Here is a 20,704-nt window from a genome sequence, read left to right on the forward strand (position 1 = left end):
CGCTGATCCGGCACCGTGCGCCATCGCCGAATCATAAGGATACAAATTCATGTCGCGCTCCCTGACCGGCGCCCTCGCCCACAGCTTTCTGGGCCAATCGCCGCTTTGGTACAAGGCAGTCATCTGCCTGTTCCTGGTGCTCAACCCACTGCTGCTGATGGCCGTCGGCCCGGTCGCTGCCGGCTGGGCACTGGTGCTCGAATTCATCTTCACCCTGGGCATGGCCCTGAAGTGCTACCCGCTCATGCCTGGCGGCCTGCTGCTGGTCGAAGCCCTGCTGTTGCAGATGACCACCCCGCAAGCCCTGTACGAAGAGCTGCAGCACAACTTCCCGGTGATCCTGCTGCTGATGTTCATGGTCGCGGGCATCCACTTCATGAAGGAACTGCTGCTGTTCCTGTTCTCGCGCATCCTGCTGGGGGTGCGTTCGAAGGCGATCCTGGCGTTGCTGTTCTGCGTGCTGTCGGCATTCCTCTCGGCGTTTCTCGATGCACTGACCGTGACCGCCGTGATCATCAGCGCCGCGGTCGGTTTCTATGCGGTGTACCACCGCGTCGCCTCCGGGGCCAATCCGCGCGAAGACAGTGCTCTGGACAGCGACCAGCAGGTCGCACAGTTGCATCGTGAAGACCTCGACCAGTTCCGCGCATTCCTGCGCAGCCTGCTGATGCATGGTGCGGTGGGCACCGCCCTGGGCGGCGTGTGCACGCTGGTGGGCGAACCACAGAACCTGCTGATCGGCCACGAAATGGGCTGGCACTTTGCCGATTTCTTCCTGAAGGTGGCACCGGTGTCGGTGCCGGTGCTGGGCGCCGGCCTGCTGACCTGCGTGCTGCTGGAGAAGCTGCGTCTGTTCGGCTATGGCACGCTGATGCCCGAGCCAGTGCACCAGGTGTTGGCCGCCTATGCCGCCGAGGACGATGCTGCACGCACGACTGCCCAGCGCATCGCGCTGTGGGTGCAAGGGTTCGCTGCACTGATCCTGATCTTCTGCCTGGGGCTGCACGTTGCCGAGGTCGGCCTGATCGGCCTGATGGTGATCGTGCTGATCACGGCATTCACCGGCATTACCGACGAACACCGCCTGGGCCGCGCCTTCCAGGACGCCATGCCGTTCACCGCTTTGCTGGTGGTGTTCTTCGCCGTGGTGGCGGTGATTCATCAGCAGCAACTGTTCAGCCCGTTGATTGCCTGGGTGCTGGCGCTGCCGGCCGAGCAGCAACCGGGCATGCTGTACCTGGCCAACGGCCTGCTGTCGGCGATCAGCGACAACGTGTTCGTTGCCACCATCTACATCACCGAGGTGAAGCAGGCGTTCCTCAATGGCAGCATGAGCCGTGAGCATTTCGAGACGCTGGCGGTGGCGATCAACACCGGCACCAACCTGCCGAGCGTGGCGACGCCGAATGGGCAGGCGGCGTTCCTGTTCCTGCTGACTTCGGCGATTGCGCCGCTGATCCGGCTGTCGTATGGGCGAATGGTGTGGATGGCCTTGCCCTATACCGTAGTGATGGGTGGGCTGGGGTGGTGGGCGGTGACCTACTGGCTTTGAGGTAGCCTGCACCGGCCTCTTCGCAGCACAAGGCTGCTCCTACAGGCACTGCACCGCTTTCTGGAGCTGTGGTGATCCTGTGGGAGCGGGCATGCCCGCGAAAGGGCCGGCACAGGTTTGCGTTGTCGATTCTGTCCGCCGCCATTCGACTATCCCATGCCCCCAGCCACCCCGGCTGCCAACAGGAGAGTCCCCATGCGCAAACTCATCGTAGCCGCCTTCATCAGCCTCGACGGTGTCATGCAGGCCCCAGGTGGTCCGCAGGAAGACACCAGCGGCGGCTTCACTTACGGCGGCTGGATCGTACCTTACGCCGAGGAAGTCTTCGGCCAAGCCATGCAAGCCCTGTTCAGCCAGCCTTTCGAACTGCTGTTGGGCCGGCGCACCTACGACATCTTCGCCGACTACTGGCCAAAGGTAAAAGGCAGCTCGGAAGACTTCTCCATCGCCAACCTGTTCAACAACGTGCCCAAGCACGTGGCCACCCACACCCCCGCAACCCTCGACTGGCACAACAGCCATGCACTGGGCGCAGACATCACCGCAGCGGTCCACGCGCTGAAACAACAGGACGGCGCCAACCTGCTGACCCAGGGCAGCAGCGAGCTGGTGCAGCAACTGCTGGCGACGGGCCTGGTCGATGAACTGCAACTGCTGATTCACCCGCTGCTGCTCGGCCACGGCAAGCGCCTGTTCGGCGATGATGCAGCAGCGGCGGCCTTCACACTGCAGCATTCGCAGGTTTCGCCCACGGGCGTGCTCATCGCCCGTTACGCGCGTGCAGGTGAAGTGCAGACCGGTTCGTTCTGAAAGGCATAATCCTGTACAACTTTTGCCTCTCGCTCGCATCGAAACCCAAGTAAGCCCCGTCCGTATCAAGGAGGTTCACCATGGCGCTACGCACCACGTTGCTGCTTTCCTGCATGACCTTGGCCCTGCTCGGCTGCGCCGGCAACGATCACCCGGCACCGCCGCGTACCCAGCAGGTCGACCTGCAACGTTACCAGGGCACCTGGTACGAACTCGCCCGGCTGCCGATGTTCTTCCAGCGCAACTGCGTGCAGTCCGAGGCGCAGTATGGCCTGCGAGAGGATGGTCGCCTCGACGTGACCAACCGCTGCCAGGAAAAGGACGGCCAGTGGAACCAGGCCAAGGGCATCGCCGAAGCCCAGCAACCGGGCAGCACCGACAAGCTCTGGGTGCGCTTCGACAACTGGTTCAGCCGCCTCGCGCCCGGCCTGACCAAAGGCGAGTACTGGGTGCTGTACCACGACCAGGACTACCGCGTAGCCTTGGTCGGCCACCCGAATCGCGAATACCTGTGGCTGCTTTCGCGCACGCCCGCGGTCACCGACCAGCTACGCGAGCAACTGCTGACAATTGCCCGGGAGCAAGGCTATGACACCAGCAAGCTCATCTGGCGGCAGGCCGAGTAGGCAAGACCTGGGGGCCATCGACGACATGCGGCAATCCGGCTAAGGTGTGCGCCCCATGTCACCTCGAAGGAACGAGCCCGTTGAGTACCAAGCCGCTGCCAGCACACCGTATCCGTTTTCTCGCCCTCTGCGTGTTCCATCACCAAGGCAAGATCCTGGTGAACGTGTTCAACGACCCGGCCACCGGCCAGACCCTGTGCCGGCCGCTGGGTGGCGGCATAGAGTTCGGTGAACTGGGCCGCGATGCCATCGCCCGGGAAATCGACGAAGAACTGCGCCAGCCGATCAGCGACGTGCGCCTGCTCGGCACCCTGGAGAGCCTGTTCACCTATGCCGGCAAGCCAGGGCATGAGATTGTGCAGGTGTACGATGCACGCTTCGACGACGCCAGCCTGTACCAGCAAGCCTGGCTGGACGGCCAGGAGTCCGACAGCAGCCCATTCCGTGCCCGCTGGTGCGACAGCGCCGACCTGGCGCGCATCGGCGCGCTGGTACCGCAAGGGCTGCAGACGTTGCTGCGCGACCTGTCGCTGCTGGGCTGAAACAAGGAGCCAGACCATGGACCTGCTGTTCCTGGGCACCTCCGCCGGCGTGCCGACCAAGACACGCAATGTGAGCGGTACCGCAGTAATCGAGGCCAGTGGCAGCCACTGGTACCTGGTCGACTGTGGCGAAGGCACCCAGCACCGGCTGCTGCACACACCGCTGTCGATCCGCGACCTGCGCGCCATCTTCATTACCCACGTGCACGGCGACCATTGCTTCGGCCTGCCGGGCCTGCTGGCCAGCGCCGGCATGAGCGGGCGCACCCAGCCGCTGGACCTTGTCCTGCCCGCCGCCCTGCACGACTGGGTGCGCCAGGGGCTGGTGGCCAGCGATACCTTCCTGCCGTTCGAACTGCGCCTGCTGGCCGTGGAAGAGCTGGTGGAATGGCGCAGTGACGCCCTGGAAGTGACCAGCGTGCATTTGTCGCACCGGGTGCCGAGCGTCGGCTTCGTGTTCACCGAGCTCAACCCCGAACCGCGCCTGGACATACCGCGCCTGGAAGCCGAAGGTATCCCCCGCGGCCCGCTGTGGGGCGAGCTGGCCAAGGGTTTGACGGTGCAGCATGGCGGTCGGCGGCTGCACGGCAAGGATTACCTGCGCCCTTCGCGCCCGCCGCGGCGGGTGATCGTGTGCGGCGACAACGACAACCCCGAGCTGTTGGCCGACGCCGCCAGGGGCGCGGACGTGCTGGTGCACGAGGCCACGTTCACCCAGGCGGTGGTCGAGCGCACGGGGGTCACCTTCGGCCACAGCACCGCGGCTGCGGTGGCGCGCTTTGCCGAAGCGGCGGGCGTGCGCAACCTGGTGCTGACGCACTTCAGCGCCCGCTACCAGCACGACCCACGGCGCAGCCCGAGCATCGACGATGTGCGCGACGAAGCCCTCGCCCACTACAGCGGGCAGCTTACCCTGGCGCAGGACCTGCAGCGCTATCACATCGGGCGCGATGGCTGTCTCGAACCGGCCGGATGATTTAGCATGGCCGGTTTTCCAAAAGGACTTGGCCATGCAACGCATCGTGATTCTGGGCAACGCCGGCAGTGGCAAATCGACCCTGGCCCGGCAGATAGGCGCACGCTTGGGCGTGCCGGTGGTGCACCTCGATACGTTGTTCTGGGAGACCGGCTGGGTCGAGCCGGATGCCGAGACCTTCCGTACCCGCGTGCGCAATGCGGTGGCTGGGGAGGCTTGGGTATGCGAGGGCAATTATGCCCGCCGCACGTTCGACCTGCGTCTGCCGCGGGCCGACCTGGTCATCTGGCTGGATACGCCGAGACTGACCTGCCTCAAGCGGGTGATCCTGCGCAGTGTGCTGAACAAGCCCCGACCGGACCTGCCGGCGGGATGTACCGAGCGGCTGGACCGGGCGTTTCTGACCTTTTTGAAGTTCGTATGGACGTTCGATCGGGGGTATCGGCCGGGGATCGAGGCGAGCCGCCAGGCCACAGGGCCGCAAGTGCCGGTGGTGCATTTGCGAGGTGAACGGCAGATTGCGGCGTGTCTGGCAGATCTTACCCAACCCGCCCCGGCAGCGCGGCCCCTGTAGGAGCGGCCTTGTGTCGCGAAAGGGCCGCAAAGCGGCCCCGGCGATGCCCGCGTCTACTTCAAGATCCTGGGGCTGCTGCGCAGCCCGATCGCGACACAAGGCCGCTCCTACAAAAAGCGCGTACTCCTGATACTGACGGCGCTAGGCCGCCAACCGCCCACTGGCAATCGCCTCCGACGCCGCCAGCATCGCGCGCAGCAACACTGCGCAGCCCGCAGCCAGGTCCTCGGGCGTGGCGTTCTCGATCTCGTTATGGCTGATACCGTTCTCGCACGGCACGAATATCATCCCCGCCGGCCCCAGTTCGGCCAGGAAGATCGCGTCGTGCCCCGCGCCGCTGACGATGTCCATGTGCGGCAGGCCCAGCGCCTGCGCCGATTTGCGCACGGCATCGACACAGGCATTGTCGAAGTACAACGCCGGGAAATCAGCCGTAGGCACCAATTCGTGGCTCAGGCCATGCCTGGCACAGGTCGCCTCGATCACCGCACGCACATCGGCAATCATCGCATTCAGCTGCTCACCCTCCAGGTGGCGGAAATCCAGGGTCATGCGCACTTCGCCCGGGATCACGTTGCGCGAGCCCGGGTAGGCCTGCAGGCACCCCACCGTCCCACAGGCATGGGGCTGGTGGCCGAGGGCGGTGCGGTTGACTGCCTCCACCACTGCCGCCGCGCCGACCAGGGCGTCCTTGCGCAGGTGCATGGGCGTAGGGCCGGCGTGGGCCTCGACACCGCGCAAGGTCAGGTCGAACCACTTCTGGCCCAGCGCACCCAGCACCACGCCGATGGTCTTGGCCTGATCTTCGAGGATCGGGCCCTGCTCGATATGCGCTTCGAAGTAGGCACCCACCGGGTGGCCTGATACGGCGCGCGGGCCGGCGTAGCCGATGGCGTTCAACGCCTCACCAACACTGACACCCTGGGCGTCGCGCTTGGCCAGGGTTTCCTCCAGCGTGAACTTGCCGGCGAACACCCCGGAGCCCATCATGCACGGCGCAAAGCGCGAGCCTTCCTCGTTGGTCCACACCACCACTTCCAGCGGTGCTTCGGTTTCCACGCCGAGATCGTTGAGGGTACGAATTACCTCCAGCCCGGCCATCACCCCGAAGCAACCGTCGAACTTGCCACCGGTGGGCTGGGTGTCGATATGGCTGCCGGTCATCACCGGGGGCAGCTTGGGGTTACGCCCAGGGCGACGGGCGAAGATGTTGCCGACGGCGTCGATGGTGACCGTGCAACCGGCGGCCTCGCACCACTGCACGAACAGGTCGCGGGCCTGACGGTCGAGGTCGGTCAGGGCCAGGCGGCACACGCCGCCCTTGGCGGTGGCACCGAGGCGGGCCAGGTCCATCAGGGACTGCCACAGGCGGGTGCTGTCGATGTGGTGGGCGGTGGTCTTCAGGATCTCTTTGACTGGGGTCACGGGTTTCTCCTTCAGGCTTTTTGTTGTCTGTGCCGCCTCTTCGCGGGCATGCCCGCTCCCACAGGATCACCACAGGTCTGGAAAACCGTGCAGTACCTGTGGGAGCGGGCGAGCCCGCGAAGAAGCCAGCGCGGTCTCACGGCAAGGGCTTGGCCACCCGCGCCGGGCTGCGCGCGACCACACGGGCCAAGAGGTAATACAGCGCCCCACCCAGCAGCGAACCGGTGAACCAACCGTAGTCGTAGAACCAGCTGAAACTGCTGTTGCCAATCGCCATGACGGTCAGCGCCACCGGCAACGCAAAGGCGGCAAAACCGGCCCAGTTCCATGCCGGGTACACGTCGTCACGGTACAGCCCGGCCAGGTCCAGCTCCTGCCGGCGGATCAGGAAGTAGTCCACCACCATGATCCCGGCGATCGGCCCCAGCAGGCTCGAATAGCCCAGCAGCCAGTTGGAATACACGCTCTCCAGGCTCAGGTCGGAAACGATCCAGCCCAGCTTCTTCAGCAGCTCATGGCCCATCAGCGCCAGGCCGATGAAGCCGGTCAGCCACACCGCGCGGCTGCGCCCGATCAGGCGTGGGGCGATGTTCTGGAAGTCGTTGGTCGGCGACACGATGTTCGCCGCGGTGTTGGTCGACAGCGTGGCGATCACGATCAGCGCCATGGCCAGGGCCACCCAGAACGGGCTGTGGATCTTGCCGATCAGGCTGACCGGGTCGGACACGGTCTCGCCAACCAGCGATGCCGAGGCTGCGGTCAGCACCACGCCCAGCGCAGCAAACAGGAACATGGTCAGCGGCAAGCCGAAGATCTGCCCGAGAATCTGGTCCTTCTGGCTGCGGGCATAGCGGCTGAAGTCGGGGATGTTCAGCGATAGCGTGGCCCAGAAACCGACCATGGCGGTAAGCCCGGCGCAGAAGTAGCCGAGCATGTTCGCCCCTTCCGGGCGCTTGGGCGGCTGGGCCAGCAATTCGGTCATCGACATGTGCGGCAAGGCCCAGAACAGCAGGCCGACACCCACGGCCACCAGCAGCGGTGCCGACAGCGTTTCGAGCCACTTGATCGACTCGGCGCCACGCAGCACCACCCACAGGTTCAGGCACCAGAAGATCATGAAGCCGATCACCTCGCCGGTGCCGCCCAGGGCCTTCCAGCCGTCGAACACCGAGCCCAGGAACAGGTGGATAGCCAGGCCACCGAACATGGTCTGGATGCCGAACCAGCCACAGGCGACCACCGCCCGGATCAGGCATGGCACGTTTGAGCCGAGTATGCCGAACGACGAACGCAGCAGCACCGGGAACGGAATGCCATACTTGGTGCCAGGGAAGGCGTTGAGGGTGAGCGGGATCAGAACGATCAGGTTGGCCAGCAGAATAGCCAGCAAGGCCTCGCCCACGCTGAGGCCGAAGTAGGCAGTGAGCACGCCGCCGAGGGTGTAGGTGGGCACGCAGATGGACATGCCCACCCACAGGGCGGTGATGTGCCATTTGTTCCAGGTGCGCTGGTGCACCTTGGTCGGGGCGATGTCGTGGTTGTAGCGCGGGCTGTCGAGGACATCGCTACCTTCGGACAGCTCGAACAGGCCATCGCGCTCGACCACTTCCGATCTGCTCTGCTGCATGGGGGGCTTTCTCCAGATTTTCTTCTAGTTGTTGCCCATCGGGCTGATGCGATGGCCGGAGTACTCACGGTTCATGTGCTTGAAAATCTCGACCAGATTTTCATCTTGTCAAGTAAGTCAAAGCATCAGAAAGCTACGCAGTCAGCACCAATAATTAAATTAACCCATTAATTTCAATCACTTAAAAACCACAAAATTAATGGGAAAATTTTCTTGCTGAATCCCGGATCAGCATCTAGCCTCGAATCTTGTCAGGCCTGACAGGATTAACCGCCCTGCCCGCCCTGCATCAAGAAAACTCCAAGAACCGGCCCAGACCGGTCAGCCTGCGAGGAAAACGGCATGTCCCTGTTGATCCGTGGCGCCACCGTGGTCACCCACGAAGAGAGTTACCCCGCTGATGTCCTGTGTGCCGATGGCCTGATCCGTGCCATTGGGCAAAACCTCGAACCGCCCACCGACTGCCAGATCCTCGACGGCAGTGGCCAGTACCTGATGCCCGGCGGCATCGACCCGCACACCCACATGCAGCTGCCGTTCATGGGCACGGTGGCCAGCGAGGATTTCTTCAGCGGCACCGCCGCGGGCCTGGCCGGTGGCACCACTTCGATCATCGACTTCGTCATCCCCAACCCGCAGCAGTCGTTGCTTGAGGCCTTCCACACCTGGCGCGGCTGGGCGCAGAAAAGCGCCAGCGACTACGGCTTCCATGTCGCCATTACCTGGTGGAGCGAGCAGGTAGCCGAAGAGATGGGCGAACTGGTGGCCAAACATGGGGTGAACAGCTTCAAGCACTTCATGGCCTACAAGAATGCGATCATGGCCGCCGACGACACCCTGGTGGCCAGCTTCGAGCGCTGCCTGCAACTGGGTGCAGTGCCCACCGTGCATGCCGAGAACGGCGAGCTGGTGTACCACCTGCAGAAAAAACTGCTGGCCCAGGGCCTGACCGGGCCGGAAGCCCACCCGCTGTCACGCCCATCCCAGGTCGAGGGTGAAGCGGCCAGCCGAGCCATCCGCATTGCCGAGACGCTGGGCGCACCACTGTATCTGGTGCACGTTTCCAGCCGCGAAGCGCTGGATGAAATCGCCTATGCCAGAGGCAAGGGCCAGCCGGTCTACGGCGAAGTCCTGCCCGGCCATCTGCTGCTGGATGACAGCGTCTACCGTGACCCTGACTGGGCCACCGCCGCAGGCTACGTGATGAGTCCCCCGTTCCGTCCGCGTGAACACCAGGAGGCGCTGTGGCGTGGGCTGCAATCGGGCAACCTGCACACCACCGCCACCGACCACTGCTGCTTCTGCGCCGAGCAGAAAGCCATGGGGCGCGACGATTTCAGCCGTATCCCCAACGGCACTGCCGGCATCGAGGACCGCTTGGCGGTGCTGTGGGATGCAGGGGTCAACAACGGGCGCCTGTCGATGCATGAGTTCGTTGCGCTGACCTCCACCAACACCGCGAAAATCTTCAACCTCTTCCCTCGCAAGGGTGCCATTCGTGTTGGTGCCGACGCCGACCTGGTGCTGTGGGACCCGCAAGGCACGCGCACCATCTCGGCCAAGACCCACCACCAGCAGGTGGACTTCAACATCTTCGAAGGCCGTACCGTGCGCGGCATCCCCAGCCATACCATCAGCCAGGGCAAGGTGCTCTGGGCCGATGGCGACCTGCGTGCGGAAAAAGGCGCGGGGCGGTATGTGGAACGGCCGGCGTATCCGTCGGTGTACGAGGTGCTGGGGCGCAGGGCCGAAGTGCAGCGGCCGACGCCCGTACAGCGCTGAAGCCATTGGGGCTGCTGCGCAGCCCATCGCGACACAAGGCCGCTCCTACAGGAGTGCGCGGTTCCTTGTAGGAGCGGCCTTGTGTCGCGATGGGGCGCGCAGCGGCCCCAGAAACCACCGCAATGCTTGTCGCCTGCATCCATAAAAAATAGAGAGGCTACAACCGTGATCGACGCCCTGAACCACTTGCCGCGCCCACGGGCCGGCGCCGACCAGCTGGCCGAGCGCTTCAGCGACCTGGCCCCACCCCTCACCGCCCGCCAGGCCGCCGTCGAAAGCGCACGCTGCCTGTATTGCTATGACGCCCCCTGCGTCAACGCTTGCCCCAGTGACATCGACATCCCGTCGTTCATCCACCGCATCAGCGACGAAAACCTGCAAGGCGCCGCCGAGCGCATCCTCTCGGCCAACATCCTCGGCGGCAGTTGCGCCCGCGTCTGCCCCACCGAAATCCTTTGCCAGCAAGCCTGCGTGCGCAACAACGCGCAGGAATGCGCACCGGTGCTGATCGGCCAGCTGCAGCGCTATGCTCTGGACAACGCCCACTTCACCGAGCACCCGTTCCAACGCTCGCCGGCCACCGGCAAGCGCATCGCCGTGGTCGGTGCCGGCCCTGCCGGGCTGTCGTGTGCCCACCGCCTGGCCATGCACGGGCATGATGTGGTGGTGTTCGAGGCCAGCGACAAGGCCGGTGGCCTCAACGAGTACGGAATCGCCCGCTACAAGCTGGTGGACGACTATGCCCAGCGTGAAGTGGAATTCCTGCTCGGCATCGGCGGCATCGAGATCCGCCATGGCCAGCGCCTGGGCAGCAACTTTGGCCTGGGCGAGCTGCGCGACCAATTCGACGCAGTGTTCCTCGGCCTGGGCCTGAATGCCGTGCGCCAACTCGGCCTGCCTGATGAAGAAGCCCCCGGCCTGCTCGCCGCCACCGCATACATACGCGAACTGCGCCAGGCCGACGACCTGAGCCAGTTGCCCCTCGCCGACCGCTGCCTGGTGATCGGCGCCGGTAACACCGCCATCGACATGGCCGTGCAGATGAGCCGCTTGGGTGCCCGCGACGTCAACCTGGTGTACCGCCGTGGCCATGCCGACATGGGCGCCACCGGCCACGAGCAGGATATCGCCAAGGCCAACCAGGTGCGCCTGCATACCTGGGCCCGCCCCGATGCCGTGTTGCTGGACGACAGCGGCAAGGTGCGCGGTATGCGCTTTGCCCGCACCGAGCTGGCAGACGGCCGCCTGCGCGACACCGGCGAAACCTTCGAACTGGCTGCCGATGCCATCTTCAAGGCCATCGGCCAACGCTTCGACGACGCCAGCCTCGTCGACCCGGTGGCCGCACAACTGGCGCGCGACGGCGAGCGCATCCGCGTCGACGAAACGATGCAGACCAGCCTGCCGGGCGTCTATGCCGGCGGCGACTGCACCGCCCTGGGCCAGGACCTTACCGTCCAGGCCGTGCAACACGGCAAGCTGGCCGCCGAAGCCATCCATGCCCAACTCATGCTCAACGTGGAGGCTGCGTAAATGGCCGACCTGTCCATCGAATTTGCCGGCATCAAGGCACCCAACCCCTTCTGGCTGGCCTCCGCTCCGCCAACCGACAAGGCCTACAACGTGGTCCGCGCCTTCGAGGCCGGCTGGGGTGGCGTAGTGTGGAAAACACTCGGTGAAGACCCGGCGGCAGTCAACGTGTCGTCGCGCTACTCGGCGCATTACGGCCCCAACCGCCAGGTGCAGGGCATCAACAACATCGAGCTCATCACCGACCGCTCACTGGACATCAACCTGCGCGAAATCACCCAGGTGAAGAAGGACTGGCCCGACCGCGCACTGATCGTGTCGCTGATGGTGCCCTGCGTGGAAGACTCGTGGAAGTTCATACTGCCGCTGGTGGAAGCCACCGGGGCCGATGGCATCGAACTGAATTTCGGCTGTCCGCACGGCATGCCGGAGCGCGGCATGGGCGCGGCGGTCGGCCAGGTGCCGGATTACGTGGAAATGGTCACCCGCTGGTGCAAGACGTACTGCTCGCTGCCGGTGATCGTCAAACTCACGCCGAACATCACCGATATCCGCCAGTCGGCCCGCGCCGCGCACCGTGGCGGGGCGGATGCGGTGTCGTTGATCAATACCATCAACTCGATCACCAGCGTCGACCTCGATCGCATGGTCGCCCACCCCATCGTTGGCGACCAGAGCACCCATGGTGGTTATTGCGGTTCGGCGGTGAAGCCGATTGCCCTGAACATGGTCGCGGAAATCGCCCGCGACCCGCAAACGCTCGGCTTGCCCATCTGTGGTATTGGCGGCATAGGCAGTTGGCGTGACGCAGCCGAGTTCATGGCCCTGGGCAGTGGCGCTGTACAGGTGTGCACGGCAGCGATGCTGCACGGCTTCCGCATCGTCGAGGACATGAAGGACGGCCTGGCGCGCTGGATGGACCAGCACGGGCACCCCAACATCGAAGCGTTCCGCGGCCAGGCGGTGGGGCATACCACCGACTGGAAGTACCTGGACATGAACTACAAGTCGGTGGCGCACATCGACCAGCAAGCATGCATTGGCTGCGGGCGCTGCCACATTGCCTGTGAGGACACTTCGCACCAGGCGATTGCCAGTACGCTGAAGGCCGATGGCACGCATGCCTACAGCGTGATCGAGGAGGAATGCGTGGGCTGCAACCTGTGCCAGATCACCTGCCCGGTGGAGAGCTGCATCGAGATGGTGGCTCAGGATACCGGCAAGCCGTACCTGAACTGGACGCAGGACCCGCGTAATCCCTACCGCGAGGCCAGTTGAGGCAATTGGGGCTGCCTTGCAGCCCTTCGCGGGCACGCCCGCTCCCACAGGGATCGCGCCGCTTGGGAGGGCAGCGAAACACCTGTGGGAGCGGGCGTGCCCGCGAAGGGCCGCAAAGCGGCCCCAATCGCTCAGCGTACACCGACCTCAAGGCTCCAGCCCGATCCCCCGCAAGATCACGCTGGTCACCGTCTGCACGGCATTTTCAAAGGCCATGTCCGACAACGCCTCCCCGCCATTGAGCAACGTCACCTGGTAACCAAAGTCGGCATAGTGCTGGGTCGAGGCCCAGATCATGTACAAAAGTGCCGACGGCTCCACCGGCAGGATGCGCCCCTCCTCCACCCAGCGGCGGATCTTGGCTTCCTTCAACTTGGCCCAGGGCACCAGGCTTTCATCCAGGTTCACCCCCAGCACCGGCGCCCCATGCAGCATCTCTTCGGCCCAGATCTTCGAGCCCAGCGGCCGCGAGCGCGAGTGGCCCATCTTCGCCCGGATGTAACTGGTCAGCACCACGCGCGGGTCGTCGAAGTTCTCGAAGCACAGCGCGTCCTGCTTCCACACATCCAGCAGGTCCTGCAGCACTGCGCGGAACAGATCGTCCTTGGTGCTGAAGTAATAATGCAGGTTGGAACGCGGCAGCTCGGCCTGCTCGGCGATATCACCCATCGACGTGGCGCCGTAGCCCTTCTCGGCGAACACCTTTTCCGCCGCCTGCAGGATCTTCTCGATATTGCGCCGGCGGATTTCGATCTTATGATTGGCCATCAGGCTTGGGCCGTCCACACCGCCAGCTCATAACCGTCTGGGTAGATGAAATTGAACTCGATGTTGTCGATCTGCCGATCAGTACCGCGAATGCCCATGTGTGCTCCGTGCCGAAGGGGTATGCCCTAGTCTACTCCGCTTACTCCAAGCCGGCGCAATCCCTGTAGGAGCGGCCTTGTGTCGCGAAAGGGGTGCGTAGCGCCCCCGGGATTTCAGCCTCACTGCATGAATTGCCGGGGCTGCCGGCGAGACCGCCACCTTAGCCACAACTCGCCCGATCACGCACCGGGCACTGTGCGCGGTGCAGGTTCAGTGCGGTGTTGATGATGCCGATATGGCTGAATGCCTGGGGGAAGTTGCCAAGCATGCGCTGGCCCGCCGGGTCGTACTGTTCGGCCAGCAGGCCAACGTCGTTGCACAGGCCGGTCAGACGTTCGTACAGTGCCTGCGCTTGTGCCTGGCGGCCCAGCAATACATACACGTCGGCCAGCCAGAACGAACACACCAGGAAGGTGCCCTCCCCTGGAGTCAGGCCATCGCTACAGCTGTCGCTGTCATAGCGCAGCAGAAGACCGTTTTTCATCAGGCGCTGTTCGACCTGTTCAAGCGTGCGCAAAAAGCGTGGGTCATCAGCCGGCAGGAAGCCGGTCAGGGCAATCTGCAACAAACTGGCGTCCATCTCGGTCGAGCCATAGGCCTGGACGAAAAAACGGCCGCTGGGGTCCAGACCCCGCGCGCATACTTCACGACGAATCTCGTCAGCCACCTGGCGGTAGTGCTGCCCACGCTCGCGGCCTTCCTCGGTGGTGTCGGCCAGCCCTGCGGCACGGTCGAAGGCAACCCAGGCCATGACCTTGGAGTGCACGAACTGCTGCCGGCCGCCGCGCACTTCCCAGATGCCCTCGTCCGGCTGGCGCCAGATGCGCTCGACGTAAGGCAGGATCAGTCGTGAGATGGCGGCGCTACGTGGATGGCGGGGCAAGCCCCCCTTTATTGCCTGGGTCATGGCATCGGCGAGTTCGCCGTAGATGTCCAGTTGCATCTGCCCTGACGCTGCGTTGCCCACCCGCACCGGTTGCGAGTGCTCGTAGCCGGCCAGCCACGGCAAGGTGTATTCCTGCAGGTCGCGCTCACCGGCCAGGCCGTACATGATCTGCATCTGCTCGGGGTTGCCGGCCACCGAGCGCAACAGCCATTCCCGCCAGGCCTGGGCTTCGTCGAAGTAGCCGAGGTTCATGAAGGCCAGCAGGGTCATGGTCGCGTCGCGCAGCCAACAGAAGCGGTAGTCCCAGTTGCGCTCGTGGCCGATGCGCTCGGGCAGCGAGGTGGTGACGGCGGCAACGATGCCGCCGGTGGGCGCGTAGGTCATGGCCTTGAGGGTCAGCAGCGAACGGCGCACCAGGGCGGAATATGGGCCCACCTGTGGGCAGCGGGCGGCGAAGGCCTGCCATTGGTCGATGGTCTGCGCCAGCGCTTGGTCGATATCACAGCCGGGCTGCACCGGCAGGTGCGAGGGCTGGTGGCGCAGGCTGAACACCTGGCGTTCGCCCGCGCCAACGCGAAAGCGGGCGACCGTGTGCTGGTCACGGGCATGCGGGGGGACGGTGCTGCACAGGATCAGCCGGTCGGGGCCGGCGACGGCGCTGAGGGTCAGCGGGTCTAGCCGTTCTACCCAGGGCACGCTGCGGCCATAGTCGAAGCGCATCACCAGGTCCATCTCGAAGTTGGTTTCGCCTGCGAGGCCCTCGACGATACGCACCAGCGAGTTGACCTCGCCCAGCGGCATGAAGTCGAGCACACGGGCGCGGCCGGTGGCGGTGACCCAGGTGGTTTCCAGCACCAAGGTGTCGTCCACATATTGGCGGCTACTGTATTCGACCGGGTCGCAGGGGGCCAGGCGCCAGCGGCCGTTTTCTTCGTTGCCCAGCAGGGCGGCGAATACCGCGGGGGCGTCGAAGCGTGGCAGGCACAGCCAGTCGAGCGAGCCATCGCGGCTGACCAGGGCGGCGCTGCGGCAGTTGCCCAGCAGGGCATAGTCTTCGATGTGGGCAGGCATTGGGGCTCCTTTGTGTGTTTGCCTGTGACGGCCTCTTCGCGGGCACGCCCGCTCCCACAGGTGCACCACAGCCCGTGAAGGCGGTGCAATACCTGTGGGAGCGGGCGTGCCCGCGAAAGGGCCGGCACAGGCTCTACAAAAAACTCACCCCAAGCGATGCCACTCGCGCTTGTCCCGCGTCAGCAATTCATTGCCGGCCTCGGGCCCGTCTTCACCGGCCGGGTACTCATGCACCTCGCCGCCCTGGGCCCAGGCATCGAGGAACGGCTGCACCGCGCGCCAGCCGTTCTCGATGTTGTCAGCCCGCTGGAACAAGGTCTGGTCACCGGTCAGGCAATCGTAGATCAGCGTTTCGTAGCCGGTCGCCGGGGTCATCTTGAAGAAGTCCTTGTAGGCAAAGCCCAGCTCGACATTCTCCATCACCAGCTCCGGCCCGGGGCGCTTGGCCTGCAGGTCGAACCACATGCCTTCGTTGGGCTGGATCTGGATCTTCAGGTAATTGGGCTTGGGCCGCTCCAGCTCCGACTCGCGGAACTGCGCATAGGGCGCAGGCTTGAAGCAGATGGCGATTTCGGTATCACGCACGCTCATGCGCTTGCCAGTACGCAGGTAGAACGGCACGCCGGCCCAGCGCCAGTTGTCGATCATCACCTTGAGCGCCACATAGGTCTCGGTCTGGCTATCCGCCGCGACGTTGGGCTCGTGGCGGTAGCCAGGCAACTGCTTGCGCCCCTGTTTGCCGGCGCCGTACTGGCCACGCACGGAATTTTTCAGGGCCATCTTCGCCGACCATGGGCGGATGGCGCCGACCACCTTGGCCTTTTCGCTGCGCACGGCATCGGCGGCGAACGCGGCCGGGGGTTCCATGGCCACCATCGCCAGCAACTGGAACAGGTGGTTGGGCACCATGTCGCGCAGCGCTCCGGTGCTGTCATAGAACGCACCACGGGTCTCGACGCCGACGGTTTCCGCGGCGGTGATCTGCACATGGTCGATGTAGTGGTTGTTCCAGAACGATTCGAACAAGCCGTTGGAGAACCGGCTGACCAGGATGTTCTGCACCGTCTCTTTGCCCAGGTAATGGTCGATGCGGTAGATCTGCCGCTCGCCCATCACCTTCAGCAGGCAGGCGTTGAGCGCCTCGGCGCTGGCCAGGTCGGTGCCAAAGGGCTTTTCCACCACGACCCGGCGAAAGCCGCCGGCCGATTCGTCGAGCAGCCCGGCCTGCCCCAGGCGCTGCGCCACCTCGGGGAAGAAGCGCGGCGAGGTCGCCAGGTAGAAGATGGCGTTGCCATGGCGGGTCGTGTCGATGCGCTTGGCGAGGGCCTGGTAGGTGGCCGGGTCGAGGAAATCGCCGGTCTGGTAATCCAGGCGCTTGGCCAGGCGTGCCCAGAGCTTCTCATCCAGGCACTTGGCCGTGCCCTCGCCGCCTTTGTCACGCTCGACCATGAACGCGTGCAGGCGTTCGGCGAATTCCTCGGCAGTGGCCGGGTTGTGGTCGACGCCAACAATGCGCAGGTTGCGGTCCAGCAGACCGTCACGGCTGAGGTTGTAAAGCGCCGGCATCAGCAGGCGCTTTACCAGGTCGCCATTGGCGCCGAACAGGAACAGGGTGCATGGCGGAGCAGCCGGAGTGCTCTGTTTGGTCATTCGGCTTTTTTCTCGACGTGGCCACCGAAGCCCAGGCGCATGGCCGAGAGAATCTTGTCACCATAGGTGCCTTGCTGCTGGCGCGAGCGGAAGCGGGCGAACAGCGCGCTGGACAGCACCGGCACCGGCACCGCCTGCTCGACGGCGGCGTCGATGGTCCAGCGGCCCTCACCACTGTCGGACACCGAGCCACTGAATTGCGACAGCTGCGGGTCGGCCACCAGCGCATCGGCGGTGAGGTCGAGCAGCCACGAGGTGACCACGCTACCGCGCCGCCACACTTCGGCGATTTCGGCCACGTTCAGGTCGAAACGCTGGTCTTCCGGCAGTTCGTTGCCGCCCTTGCTGCGCAGCAGGTCGAAGCCTTCGGCGTATGCCTGCATCAGGCCGTATTCGATGCCGTTGTGCACCATTTTCACGTAGTGCCCGGCACCGGGTGGGCCGGCATGGATGTAGCCGTGCTCGGCACGCTGGTGCTCGCCGCTGCGGCCATGGGTACGCGGGATGTCACCCACGCCCGGGGCCAGCGCCTTGAACAGCGGTTCCAGGCGCTCGAACACTTCCTTTTCGCCACCGATCATCATGCAGTAGCCACGGTCCAGGCCCCACACACCGCCCGAGGTGCCGACATCCAGGTAATGCAGCCCGCGCTTGGCCAGTTCGGCGGCGCGGCGCATGTCGTCCTTGTAGAAGGTGTTGCCGCCGTCGATGATCGCATCGCCCGGCTCCAGCTGTTCGGCCAGTTGGGCGATGGTCTGCTCGGTGGGCTCGCCGGCGGGCAACATGACCCACACCGCGCGCGGCGCTTTCAGCTTCTGTACCAGCGCACCGAGGTCGTGCGCACCCTGGGCGCCCTCGCCCTCCAGACCGGTGATGGCCTCACGGTTGCGGTCATGCACCACAGTACGGTGGCCTGCGCGCATCAGGCGCCTTGCGATATTGCCGCCCATGCGGCCCAGCCCGATGATTCCCAGTTGCATGAGCCGATGCTCCCCTTTCGAAATAAATGACAACACAATCCAGCTTTTCAGATTAGTCCAGCGTACCGCTCGAGGGTTCAGCGACGAACGGCGGGACCACGATAAACAAAAAAGTTCCCAAGACCTGCGAAAGAATTCAGAATGCGCCCGCGTGAAGCGTCTACGCTTTAACTTGTCACCAGCCAAAACCGCGAGGTGTGTCCATGGGTACTTTGATGCCTGCAACCCCAACCCAGACCCTCTATGTCTCCGTGCGCCGTGATGAGCTGCGTAAACTGAAGGACGAACGTGACCAGCTGCGCCAGCAGGTCGCCCAACTGAACCTGCTGCTGGCGCAACAACGCGCTGAAGACAAAGCTGTCAGCCTCTGATTGTACCTTCTTCTCGTGGGAGCTGAACGGCTCCCACCCTGCTTGTCTCTCTCTGATTCCTCTTTTCCAGGCCCGGCCTCTTCGCGGGCACGCCCGCTCCCACGAAGACTGCGAAAGAATCCAACATCTGCCTTGCGCCCCACTCTGGTGCATCAGCACCTGAAAGCCACAATTTGGCGCACCATCCCCATACCCCCGCCCGCACCTTTTCACATCCGGTCACAAACGCCAACGTTTGCGTCTATTCCGCGGCATGACAATAGTGACCAGCGGGTCACCTTTTCATCTATTTCTCTCCTACACTCGGGTTTCGGCCCGCCATTTGCTCAACGGAAGAGTGACGAAAAAAAGTCGAACTTTCCGGAACGCGGGCAGGTCAGGAACTAAGTAGGCCAAACGCAAAGGGACTTCCCTGCATCGGCCCACATACCCCACCAGCCCAATCGCCTTCGGCCGGAATGCCGATCGCGCCGTGCCTGCGTGCACGACCCTGGGGCATGGAACGCACTACGCAGAATCCAGAATCAGAGAGAACCAACACGAAACATCGCCACGGGTGCCAGCACCCGGCCAAGCATAGGGACGGAGAGAAGTATGATCAGTGCCGCTGTCGAGCCTCACGTAGATTCATTCAACCCGGACAACCGCGAACCGCTCACCCCGGACTTCGCCACGACAGGCAAGGCACCCGGCGCCCAGCGCCAGCACAACCGCAACAAGCGCAAGATTTTGTTCGTGACCTCGGAAATCGCCGACCTGGTGAAAACCGGTGGCCTGGGAGACGTGTCCGCAGCCCTGCCCCGTGCCCTGGCGCACCTGCACGATGTGCGGGTGCTGATCCCCGGCTACCGGCAGGTGATGGAAAGCGACAACCCCATCCACATCGTCGGTGAACTGGGTGGCCACGCCGCACTGCCGCCGTGCAAGATCGGGCGCATGGACATGGCCGACGGCCTGGTCATCTATGTGCTGATCTGCCCCGAGCTGTACCAGCGTGACGGCACTCCCTATGGTGCCAACAACGGCCGCGACTGGCCCGACAACCACATCCGCTTCGCCCGCCTGGGCCTGGCCGCCGCCGAAATCGCCGCCGGCGAAGGCAGGATCCACTGGAAGCCCGAAGTGGTGCACGCCCACGACTGGCCCGCCGGCCTGGCACCGGCCTACATGCACTGGCGCGGGCTGAGCACGCCAACCCTGTTCACCATCCACAACCTGGCCTACCAAGGTGTGTACAGCCGCGGCTGCAGCCCGGAACTGGCAATCCCCGAACACGCCATGCAGCAGGAAGGCATGGAGTTCTACGGCAAGCTGTCGTTCCTCAAGGCGGGCCTGGCCTACGCCAGCCACATCACCACGGTCAGCGCCACCTATGCCCGGGAAATCACTACCCCGGAATTTGGCTGCGGCCTGGACGGTTTCCTCGCCAGCAAGGCCCAGCAAGGCCTGCTCGGCGGCATTCCCAACGGCATCGACGAAAGCTGGGACTCGGCCACCGACAAGCACCTGCAGCACAACTTCAGCATCAACGACTGGGAAGGCAAGGCGCGCAATGCCCAGGAAGTGCGCGCGCTGTTCGAACTGCAGCCCTCCGAAGGGCCCTTGTTCGCAGTAGTTTCGCGCCTGGTCTACCAGAAAGGCCTGGACCTGACCCTGGGTGTGGCCGACTACATCGTCGAGCAAGGCGGGCAGATCGCGATCATCGGCCGCGGCGAGCCGGAAGAAGAGCAGGCCATGCGCGAACTGGCGCTACGCCACCCGGGCCGTATCGGCGTGCGCATCGGCTTCAACGAAACCGATGCCCGGCGCATGTTCGCCGGCAGCGACTTCCTGCTGATGCCGTCTCGCTACGAGCCATGCGGCCTCAGCCAGATGTACGCACAGCGCTTCGGCTCGCTGCCGGTAGCGCGCAAGACCGGTGGCCTGGCCGACACCATCGAGTGCGGCGTTACCGGCTTCCTGTTCAACGAGTCCACCGTCGAGAGCTATCGCGAGGCACTCAGCCGCGCCTTCTATGTATATGGCAAGAAGGACCTGCTGAATGCCATGCGCTGCCTGTCGATGACCCAACCGTTCAACTGGTGCCAGGCCGTGGAGCCCTATGCACGTCTGTACGAGGACCTGGTCAAGCAGGCGCAGCACAGCCACTACTGAACG

The 20,704-nt window shown here is 64.4% G+C and carries 17 protein-coding genes; 11 read left to right on the top strand and 6 right to left on the bottom strand.

Going from position 1 to position 20,704, the window contains the following annotated elements; translation table 11 throughout:
- Nucleotides 1-49 precede the first annotated feature (49 nt).
- The 6 genes from nhaB to GEV38_RS17850 all read left to right on the top strand — a co-directional run bounded on the left by nhaB (nt 50) and on the right by GEV38_RS17850 (nt 5,080).
- Nucleotides 50-1,552: a sodium/proton antiporter NhaB gene (nhaB, locus tag GEV38_RS17825; RefSeq protein WP_054573019.1), complete on the top strand. Its 1,503-nt coding sequence runs from the start codon at nt 50-52 to the stop codon at nt 1,550-1,552.
- Between the two features lie 195 nt (nt 1,553-1,747).
- Nucleotides 1,748-2,362, top strand: a complete 615-nt coding sequence (locus tag GEV38_RS17830; RefSeq protein ID WP_015270983.1) for a dihydrofolate reductase family protein — start codon at nt 1,748-1,750, stop codon at nt 2,360-2,362.
- A gap of 80 nt (nt 2,363-2,442) precedes the next feature.
- Entirely contained in the window at nt 2,443-2,988 is a 546-nt protein-coding gene (locus tag GEV38_RS17835) for a lipocalin family protein (protein WP_015270984.1), read from the top strand.
- Between the two features lie 80 nt (nt 2,989-3,068).
- On the top strand, nt 3,069-3,530 hold the full coding sequence (locus GEV38_RS17840; RefSeq protein WP_015270985.1) for an NUDIX hydrolase: 462 nt from the start codon (nt 3,069-3,071) through the stop codon (nt 3,528-3,530).
- Nucleotides 3,531-3,546: 16 nt separating this feature from the next.
- Complete coding sequence (locus tag GEV38_RS17845) at nt 3,547-4,506, top strand: ribonuclease Z (protein ID WP_139657817.1); 960 nt, start codon at nt 3,547-3,549, stop codon at nt 4,504-4,506.
- A gap of 34 nt (nt 4,507-4,540) precedes the next feature.
- Nucleotides 4,541-5,080, top strand: a complete 540-nt coding sequence (locus GEV38_RS17850; RefSeq protein WP_015270987.1) for a hypothetical protein — start codon at nt 4,541-4,543, stop codon at nt 5,078-5,080.
- A gap of 141 nt (nt 5,081-5,221) precedes the next feature.
- Here GEV38_RS17850 and GEV38_RS17855 read toward each other — a convergent pair whose 3' ends face one another.
- Complete coding sequence (locus GEV38_RS17855) at nt 5,222-6,505, bottom strand: Zn-dependent hydrolase (protein ID WP_015270988.1); 1,284 nt, start codon at nt 6,503-6,505, stop codon at nt 5,222-5,224.
- Nucleotides 6,506-6,641: 136 nt separating this feature from the next.
- On the bottom strand, nt 6,642-8,132 hold the full coding sequence (locus GEV38_RS17860) for an NCS1 family nucleobase:cation symporter-1 (protein WP_015270989.1): 1,491 nt from the start codon (nt 8,130-8,132) through the stop codon (nt 6,642-6,644).
- A 342-nt stretch (nt 8,133-8,474) separates the two neighbouring features.
- Here GEV38_RS17860 and hydA point away from each other — a divergent pair, with 342 nt between their 5' ends.
- The 3 genes from hydA (at nt 8,475) to preA (ending at nt 12,722) form a co-directional block, all read left to right on the top strand.
- The gene (gene hydA, locus GEV38_RS17865; protein WP_054573017.1) at nt 8,475-9,914 is read left to right on the top strand and encodes a dihydropyrimidinase; all 1,440 of its coding nucleotides are present in this window, start codon (nt 8,475-8,477) and stop codon (nt 9,912-9,914) included.
- Between the two features lie 165 nt (nt 9,915-10,079).
- Entirely contained in the window at nt 10,080-11,447 is a 1,368-nt protein-coding gene (locus GEV38_RS17870) for an NAD(P)-dependent oxidoreductase (RefSeq protein ID WP_054573016.1), read from the top strand.
- Complete coding sequence (gene preA / locus GEV38_RS17875) at nt 11,448-12,722, top strand: NAD-dependent dihydropyrimidine dehydrogenase subunit PreA (RefSeq protein ID WP_054573015.1); 1,275 nt, start codon at nt 11,448-11,450, stop codon at nt 12,720-12,722.
- A 147-nt stretch (nt 12,723-12,869) separates the two neighbouring features.
- On the opposite strand, the gene GEV38_RS17880 is transcribed toward preA, so the two are convergent.
- From GEV38_RS17880 to gnd, 4 genes are all read right to left on the bottom strand, one after another.
- Nucleotides 12,870-13,490 (bottom strand): TetR/AcrR family transcriptional regulator, encoded by a 621-nt coding sequence (locus GEV38_RS17880; RefSeq protein ID WP_015270992.1) that lies wholly within the window; start codon nt 13,488-13,490, stop codon nt 12,870-12,872.
- Nucleotides 13,491-13,749: 259 nt separating this feature from the next.
- Entirely contained in the window at nt 13,750-15,546 is a 1,797-nt protein-coding gene (locus GEV38_RS17885; protein ID WP_054573014.1) for a glycoside hydrolase family 15 protein, read from the bottom strand.
- A gap of 144 nt (nt 15,547-15,690) precedes the next feature.
- Complete coding sequence (gene zwf / locus GEV38_RS17890; RefSeq protein ID WP_015270994.1) at nt 15,691-17,196, bottom strand: glucose-6-phosphate dehydrogenase; 1,506 nt, start codon at nt 17,194-17,196, stop codon at nt 15,691-15,693.
- On the bottom strand, nt 17,193-18,227 hold the full coding sequence (gene gnd / locus GEV38_RS17895) for a phosphogluconate dehydrogenase (NAD(+)-dependent, decarboxylating) (protein ID WP_152976822.1): 1,035 nt from the start codon (nt 18,225-18,227) through the stop codon (nt 17,193-17,195). The genes zwf and gnd overlap by 4 nt, the downstream gene beginning before the upstream one ends.
- A gap of 152 nt (nt 18,228-18,379) precedes the next feature.
- Here gnd and GEV38_RS17900 point away from each other — a divergent pair, with 152 nt between their 5' ends.
- Nucleotides 18,380-18,547: a DUF6026 family protein gene (locus GEV38_RS17900; RefSeq protein WP_015270996.1), complete on the top strand. Its 168-nt coding sequence runs from the start codon at nt 18,380-18,382 to the stop codon at nt 18,545-18,547.
- A gap of 594 nt (nt 18,548-19,141) precedes the next feature.
- Entirely contained in the window at nt 19,142-20,701 is a 1,560-nt protein-coding gene (gene glgA, locus GEV38_RS17905; RefSeq protein WP_013973326.1) for a glycogen synthase GlgA, read from the top strand.
- The last annotated feature ends 3 nt before the right edge of the window (nt 20,702-20,704 follow it).

Source organism: Pseudomonas sp. 13159349 (assembly GCF_013305685.1).
Classification (GTDB): Bacteria; Pseudomonadota; Gammaproteobacteria; order Pseudomonadales; family Pseudomonadaceae; genus Aquipseudomonas; species Aquipseudomonas asiatica.